This is a genomic window from Tritonibacter mobilis (assembly GCF_001681715.1).
Lineage (GTDB): Bacteria > Pseudomonadota > Alphaproteobacteria > Rhodobacterales > Rhodobacteraceae > Epibacterium > Epibacterium mobile.
Map to the genome: position 1 here is coordinate 39,932 of NZ_LNWY01000023.1, position 7,589 is coordinate 47,520.

Below are 7,589 nucleotides of genomic sequence, written 5' to 3' on the forward strand. Positions count from 1 at the left end.
CCCCCTCTGAGATTTCAGAGGGGGCGTTTGTCTGTGTCGGATTACTCAGCGGCCCTAAGGGGAGAGCGTCCTGTCGGGGTATCGGCATCGTCGGCCGTGTCGTTTGAAGTAGACACATCATCCGTGTCCTTCGCCGCAGGTTCGCCCAGCCAATCGATTTCGGTCGAGGGCAGGCGGCGCGCTTTGCGTTGAAGCTCTGTGTCACGCACCACTTGGCTGCCGCTGCCACCGCTTATGCGTGCAATGACACGTCCCATCCATGCCATATAGGTCGAGAGCCACACCCGGATCGCCAGTAGCGACGGTGTGACCACCAGCGTCAGCACGGTTGCGACCCCAAGGCCAAAGACCACGGCAGTTGCCAGCTGCTTCCACCACAGCGCGGTTGGGCTGTCGATGGAATAGCCACCGTTGATGAAATCCAGACTGATGCCGAACATCATCGGCGCCAGACCCGCCATCGTGGTGATGGTGGTCAGCAGCACCGGACGGATGCGGGCCTCTGCGGTGCGGATGATGGCCTCGAGCCGTGGCATGTGCTGGCTGAATTCTTGATAGGTATCAATGAGAACGATGTTATTGTTCACAACGATCCCCGCCAGCGCCACGATGCCTGTTCCAGTCATGATGATGGAAAACGGCTGTTGCATAACCATCATGCCGATCAGCACACCGGTGGTGGACAGAACGACCGCCAACAGCACGAGCACCGAGTTGTAAAAGCTGTTGAACTGCGCCAGCAAGATCACAAACATCAGCCCAAGTGCGCCGAGGAAGGCCTTGGCAAGGAAGGCACCGGACTCGGCTTGCTCTTCTTGATCGCCCGTCCATTCCCAATCAATCGAGGCATCAAATGGCGAGGTTTCCAGCCATTTGGTCAACTCCGCGATGCGCTCGTTTGCATTGATTGGGGTAATCAGGGTGTCGCCATCTGCAATCGCCTCACGCAGCGCATCAACAGAATCGGACCCGGTTAGGGTCTTGACCTCGGCCGTTGCGCCATTGGGGAGCGTTACTGTGTCGCCAGCGGCACTTGCGCCTTCGGTAAGGGTTTTTACGATTGCAAGAGGCACGGTTTCACCATCGCCGTCCTGCATGGTGATGCTGCTGAGACCCGGCTCAACATCCGCTTTTACATCGAAGTAACGCTGCTGTTCGATGCGCGAAATCTCGGCGAGCTTCGGCACAGGCTTGCGCGTGACAAAGTTCGACAGCGGCACCAGACCTTCTTCGGTGCGCAGTTTGAGCGTATCGAGTGTAGACAGCACACGTTGCTCTTCGGGGAGGCGCAGGCGGATTTCGATTTCTTCGTCCGAACTGTCCACCCGCATGGTGTCGAGCAAGATGCCGCGTGTCACCAATTGCACCATCGCGCCGACGGTGGCCACATCGGCGCCATAACGACCCGCCTTTGCCACATCCACGTCGATTTCCCAATCGATGCCGGGCAGGGGCAGGCTGTCTTCGATGAGTGTCAGTCCCGGTGTCTCTTCGAAATGCGTGCGGGCGATATTGGTGGCCGCGCGCAGCGGTTCCCAATCGTCGCCTTTGATGCGCAGATGCACCGGTTTGCCTGACGCGGGTCCACCTTCGAGCGCTTTGATTTCAACTTTGAAACCGGGAAGCGTATCGGTGAGTTTGCTCAGCTCTTCGAGCACGGTGTCGCCGTCAAATTCGTCGGCGGTCACTTCGCGCTCAAAGAGGCCACCGAGGATTGGTTCGGTCTTGGTCGGGCGGTCCTCCCATGGGATGATCTCAAACTGCACCTGCCCGATGGTGTCGGGCGGGGTGCTGGCACCAGAAGCATCCGTGTTGAGACCGCCTTCGCCCGCAAAGGAGAACACGTTGATTACAGCTGGGTGCCGCATGATCAAATTCTCGGTGGCGCGTACCATCTCGTCTTTTTCATGGAGCGAGATATTGCCGCGTGCCCGCACATAGGCGGTGGCCTGTTCGGGTTCGCTTTCGACAAAGAATTCGACCCCGCGATTGTTGGTCTGGAACAGACCGAACACTGTCATGATGCCAAAGCCCACCACCAAGAGCGTGACCACTGGCATCACAGGGTTGCCGACGATCATCTTGATAAACCAGCCGAACCCGCGCAGGCGGTTGCCAGCGACGACGCCACGCTGGCGGTGCTGCAGTTCTGCTGCGCCAAGGGTGATAGAAGCTGCTACAGCGGACAATAGAAAGATGGCAGCCCCAAGGAGCGCCGCCGGCATACCGGTGGCCCCCGCGAACAGATAGCCCGGGTTGAGCAACTGCATCGCGCCCACGAACATCCCCCAAAGCGCCACCGGCACCAAGGCCGCGCGCACCGCCCAAGGAAGCGTGCGGCGCAAAACATCGGAGGCGTTGCCAAACGTGCGGCTCAACCGACCTGTGACACCCCCCATGACAGGCAGATAGATCAGCGCAACCACGAGCGAGGCCGAAAGAACGAAGATCAGAGTTACCGGCAACATACCCATGAACTCGCCCGGCACACCCGGCCAGAATAGCATCGGCAAGAAGGCACAGAGCGTTGTCGCGGTGGAGGAAACCACCGGCCAGAACATCCGCTGAGCGGCCTCCACATAGGCGTGCATGGGTCCGGTGCCTTCGGCGATGCGTTTGTCGGCGTATTCCACCACCACAATCGCACCATCCACCAGCATCCCCACCGCAAGGATCAGGCCGAACATCACGATGTTGGAGACTGAAATTCCCATCAACGCAAGGAACGCAAAGCACAACAGGAAGGACGTTGGGATCGCAAAGCCCACCAGAAGCGCGGCGCGGCTGCCAAGAGCCGCGAGGATCACAATCATCACCAGCGCCACAGCCGTCAGGACAGAGCCTTCAAGCTGGCTGACCATGGACCCCACAACGCGGCTTTGGTCGTTGGATGTGCCAAGGGTAACAGCGGCCTTGAGCTCGGGCGGCCATTTGTCTTGCGCTTCTGCAAGCGTCGCCTTCACCTGATCTACAGTGTCGATCAGATTGAACCCTTTGCGCTTTACCACCTGAAGCGCCACCGTGTCGCGACCATCAAATCGCGCGGTGCCTTGGCGGTCCTCAAACGTGAAATTGATCTGTGCCAATTCCCCCAGCGTGACCACCCGATCACCATTGGTTTTGACGGGAAGGCCGTAGATGTCCTCGACGCTGTCAAAGGACGATGGGATCTTGACCGAGAAGGTGCCTTGATTGCTCTCAACCTCACCGGCGGCAATCAGTTGGTTGTTGTTTTGCACAACATTAATCAGTTCGACCGCAGTGACGTTGTAGGATTCCAGACGCAGCGGGTCGATCAGGACTTCGACCATTTCGTCGCGATTGCCCGCAATCCCGGCCTCAAGCACGGAATCCAGCGCCTCAAGGTCATCCTGCAAGTCCTTGGCCAGCCGCGCCATTGTGCGTTCCGGCACCGGGCCGGACATATTCACGATGACAATCGGAAACTCAGAGAAGTTAATTTCGTGGATGGCGTATTTTTCCGCGCCCTCCGGAAACTCCGCCTCGGCGGCATCCATGGCATCGCGCACATCCGCCATGACGGCAGTTTTATCCCATCCAAAGTCGAATTCCAGCGCCACACCGGCGTAACCTTCGGCAGCGGTGGCAGACATTTTGTCGAGCCCGTCCAGATCGGCAAGCTCGGTTTCCATCACCTTCACCAGCAGCGTCTCGGAGTCCTCGGCCGAGATGCCGGGGAAGGGTACGGAGATGAACAGGGCGGGGATTTCAATATCGGGCTCGCCCTCTTTGGGCAGGCTCACATAGGCAAAGCCCCCCACCAGCAGGGAGATGGCGATAAAGGCGAGGACCATCCTCGCACGATCTGCGGCCCAGTTGACGAGACCGATCATTCACTCATCTCCCGATAGGTAGGGTCAAGGGCGACGCCTTCGGTGACGAAGTCCTGACCCACTGTGATGACATCTGCTTCTTCGGGCAGGCCATCAATCCAGACGCCGGTGGATTCGTCGCGTAGCAATGTGACGGGCACAAAACCTGCGGTTTTATCTTCGCGCACCACGCGCACGCCCAGTTGGCCTTCGTTATTCAGTGTCAACGCCGATTGCGGCAGACGGTGGGCCTTGGTGCCTTCGGCGGCGATCACGATCTCTGCGGTCTGGCCGTCGCGAATGGCCAGATCCGGGTTAGCAACGGTGATTTCTACCTCAAAGGTGCGGGTTGTCTCATCCGCAGATCGGCTGATGAAAGAGACGGTCCCTGCCACCTGCTTCCCGGTCGCCAGCCGCGCGCCCGCTTTGGACCCCAGCGAGACATGGTTGATCGACGTTTCCGGCACGTAACCCACCAGCTTGATGGTATCGAGTTGAATGACGGTGGCGCAGAGGCTCCCGGCTTGCAACAGGCTGCCAAGTTCGGCGGTGTCTGATTCCAAGATACCATTGAACGGGGCATGAAGCACCAGGCGATCCATTTCCTTTTCCGCGGCATCAACGGCGGCGACAGCGGACTCGATCCCGGCATGGGTCGACGTCAGCCCGCCTTCGGCAGTGGCGATTGCAGCCTGCGCGGTGCGTTCAGCGGCCTTGGCCGATGCAAGTCGGGTTTCCGAAGCATAGCCGCCTTCAGAGAGCTTCTGGGCCGCAGTGAGATTGATGCGCGCTTCTTCAAGGACGGCTTTGGCCTCCTCAAGGCGGGCCTCGGCGGCAGGGACATTTGCGCGCGCTTCGGCCAATCGGGCTCTGGCTTCGAGGAGCGAGGCGGGACGTGTTCCTGGGTCGAGTTCGCAGAGCACATCGCCTTTCTCGACCGATGCGCCTTTGCGTAGGGGCTCTGAGATCACGGTGGAGGCGGTCTCGGCCATGACATTGACCTGTCGCATGGCGCGGGTCTGGCCACGCAGGACCACCGCATTGTCGATGGCGCGCGCTTTGCTGTGCACTGCAACCACTGCCACGTGAACGCCGGTGTCGCCAGCATCGGCCAATTCGGTGCGCGCGTCTGCCTCTGGGGCGGTGTCTTCAAACTCAGTGGTATCTTCGCCGCGGGCGAAAGCCAGCAGGCTGTCGCGCTCCATGACCAAGGCGTAAAGGCCAAGTGTCACGACCAGGGCGGTCAGAAGAGGGATTATGCGCATCGTAAAAATCGACTCCGAAATTGGACACTTTTCTGTGAGATCTACCGTGTTCCGTCGCGTCACACTGTGAAGAAGGTCACATTCAGCTGTTGCAATAAAGCAGGCAAGGTTGGGATCTGCCACGATGACAGACCTAGGTGTTTTCGCGCGTTAAGAAAATGGTTCTGATTGCTCTTGTCACGCAAAATGACACGAATCGACCAAGATTCTGACCCGCAGGCGCAGGTTCAGCCGTGATTTTCGGCATTTTCTGACGGAGTGGACGGGACTTGGCTTGTCCCGCAGCACAGGCTATGTCACATCGACACTAAGACAATCCGTGCCCGTATATGGGTGTGGAGATTTGAGCGACAAGGGCCGTTTCATGAGCGATACCGACAGTTTCATCGATGAGGTCACAGAAGAGGTCCGCCGCGACCGCCTGTTCCTGATGCTAAAGCGTTATGGCTGGATCGGTGCTGTGGCAGTGCTGCTGATCGTCGGTGGTGCGACTTGGCGTGAATACAGCCGCGCCAAGGCCGTCAGTGCGGCGCAGGACGTCGGAGACCAGATTTCGGCAGCGCTCACAGCAAATGACGCAGCAGATCGCGCGGTGGCACTGGCGGATATTTCCGCCGGTGAGGTGGGTGCGAAAGCTGTTGTGGATTTTGCGCAAGCGGCTGCATTGGCGGACGCAGGCGAACCCGAGAAAGCAGCGAGCCTGTTGGATGCCGTGGCACAGCAAAGCGAGCTACCGCAGGTCTACCGTGACATCGCAGCTTTCAAATCTGTGATCCTTCAGGCGGAGACCATGCCTGTCGAGGACCGCAGATTGCGCCTTGAAACGCTCGCTGCAGCAGGCGGCTCACTGCAATTTCTGGCAAGCGAGCAACTGGCGCTTCTCGATATTGAGGCAGGCGACACGGACGCCGCGCTGGCGCGTCTCAAAGAGATCGCAGCCTCGGCTGGCGTGTCGCGGGACTTGCAAGAGCGGGTCTCTCAAGTGATTGTAGCCCTTGGCGGATCGCCGGAGGCGGAAGCTCAGGAAGGCTGAGGTCTGCGCGACAGCAGATCCGGCGGGACCAGTGATAATGACCCATGAATAATGACAGGGGCAGGGTGATGACGGCAATTCCAGGTGGTTTCGGCCTGCGTGCAAGCGTGATGGCAACGGCGATGGCGGCTCTTCTGTTGGGCTGTGCCGAGCCGGAGGAAATCCTGCGCGGTGCACGTGAGGATATCCACGCGGATCGCCGGGGCGGCGTTGTTGAAAATCGCTCGGTTGCGATCTCGCTGCCGCGTGCGGTCACCAACAGCTCGTGGCAACAAAGCCCCGGCCAGCCCACCACGCGGACCACCCATGCGGCACTTTCTGCCGCGCCCTCGTTGATCTGGTCGACGAATATCGGTGCAGGTGACAGCCGCAAGCAGCGCATCACAGCCGCCCCCGTTGTGGGCGGGGGGCAGATTTACACACTGGATGCGGCATCCAAGGTTTCTGCGGTATCCCCTTCGGGCGCGGTCCTGTGGCAGCGCAATATTGAGCCTGCAAGCGACGAAGAGGGCGACGCCACAGGTGGCGGCATCGCTTATGCGGATGGCGTGGTCTATGTGTCTTCGGGCTTTGGTGTTCTGAGTGCGCTTAATGCGAAGACAGGCCAACCCGTATGGCGACAAGAGCTCGACGCCACAGGCTCCGGCAGCCCGACGATTCGCGACGGACTCCTCTATCTTGTGGCCGGGGACGATACGGCCTGGGTGATTGACACCAAAGATGGCCGGATCGCATGGCAAATGGAAGCGAGTCCCAGCGCGTCCAACATCCTCGGAGCTCCGGCACCCGTTGTTGGATCTGAGATTTCCATCTTTGCCTTTGGCTCTGGTGATTTGATCGGCACGTTCCGCCGCGGGGGCTTCCGCCGCTGGATCGCTTCGGTCGCGGGTGCGCGCACCGGCAGCGCGATTTCGCAGATCAGCGACGTGACGGGCGCGCCCTTCATGGACGGAAATCGTGTTTACGTCGGCAACCATTCAGGCCGCACGGCGGCCTTTGATGTAGCCTCGGGCGAGCGTCTGTGGACCGCGTTTGAGGGCACTTTTGGTCCGGTCTGGGCTGCGGGCGGTAGCCTGTTTTTGGTCAACGATCGCAGCCGCCTGATGCGCCTCAACGCCAATGACGGCAGTCCCATCTGGTCGGTAGACCTGCCGGGGTATCTTAAGGATAAGCCGCGAAAACGCGCAGAGATTGTCGCCCATCACGGTCCCATTCTTGCAGGCGGTCAGCTGGTGGTTGCGTCCAACGACGGGCTTTTGCGGTTCTTTGACCCGGTTGACGGTCGTCAAACCCGCACAGTGGAGATCAAGGGCGGCGCAACAACCGAGCCCGTGGTGGCCAATGGCACCCTTTATGTGGTGACGCGTGACGGCAATTTGGCGGCGTTTCGCTAACAGCTACGGATTGGCCCCATTGAAGTTTTGCGCTGCGCTTTGCGCATCGCGAGGGGGCGGGGGC

Annotated in this window: 4 protein-coding genes; 2 read left to right on the forward strand and 2 right to left on the reverse strand. The window is 59.9% G+C overall.

The window, feature by feature from the left end; all coding sequences use genetic code 11:
- Positions 1 to 41: 41 nt before the first annotated feature.
- The gene (locus UB90_RS19635; RefSeq protein WP_065326665.1) at positions 42 to 3,854 is read right to left on the reverse strand and encodes an efflux RND transporter permease subunit; all 3,813 of its coding nucleotides are present in this window, start codon (positions 3,852 to 3,854) and stop codon (positions 42 to 44) included.
- Positions 3,851 to 5,098: an efflux RND transporter periplasmic adaptor subunit gene (locus UB90_RS19640; protein WP_065326666.1), complete on the reverse strand. Its 1,248-nt coding sequence runs from the start codon at positions 5,096 to 5,098 to the stop codon at positions 3,851 to 3,853. The genes UB90_RS19635 and UB90_RS19640 overlap by 4 nt, the downstream gene beginning before the upstream one ends.
- Before the next feature lie 364 nt (positions 5,099 to 5,462).
- Between UB90_RS19640 and UB90_RS19645 the strand changes: the two genes are divergently transcribed.
- Complete coding sequence (locus tag UB90_RS19645) at positions 5,463 to 6,131, forward strand: hypothetical protein (protein ID WP_039983743.1); 669 nt, start codon at positions 5,463 to 5,465, stop codon at positions 6,129 to 6,131.
- A gap of 68 nt (positions 6,132 to 6,199) precedes the next feature.
- A complete protein-coding gene (locus UB90_RS19650; RefSeq protein ID WP_065326667.1) occupies positions 6,200 to 7,525 on the forward strand; it encodes a PQQ-like beta-propeller repeat protein in 1,326 nt (441 codons plus the stop codon).
- Positions 7,526 to 7,589: the final 64 nt, after the last annotated feature.